This is a genomic window from Collinsella sp. LCP19S3_D5 (assembly GCF_052121415.1).
Lineage (GTDB): Bacteria > Actinomycetota > Coriobacteriia > Coriobacteriales > Coriobacteriaceae > Collinsella.
This window is the reverse complement of record NZ_JBQKEH010000047.1, coordinates 1-315: the sequence shown is the minus strand read 5'-3', so window position 1 is coordinate 315 and position 315 is coordinate 1. Positions and strand designations below refer to the sequence as shown.

1 protein-coding gene is annotated in these 315 nt (G+C 70.5%); it reads left to right on the top strand.

The features are described 5' to 3' along the window. Positions 1-315 (top strand): transposase (locus ACTQXO_RS08765; RefSeq protein WP_441545616.1); only part of this gene is annotated, 315 nt, incomplete at both ends.

Sequence of the window (315 nt, the reverse complement as noted above, 5' to 3'; positions counted from 1 at the left end):
ACATCACCGAGTTCAGGCTGCCCTCCGGCAGGAAGGTCTACCTGTCGGCCATCAGGGACTGCTTCGACTCCTCGGTCGTGGCGTGGAGGGCCGGCGAGAGACCGGACGCCGACCTCGCGAACTCGACGCTCGAGGACGCCTGCGCGCTGCTCGCGCCCGGCGAGCGCCCCGTCATCCACTCCGACCGCGGCGGCCACTACCGCTGGCCCGGCTGGATCTCGATCTGCGAGGGGCACGGCCTCGCCAGGAGCATGTCCGCCAAGGGCTGCAGCCCGGACAACGCGGCGATGGAGGGCTTCTTCGGCCTGCTCAAGA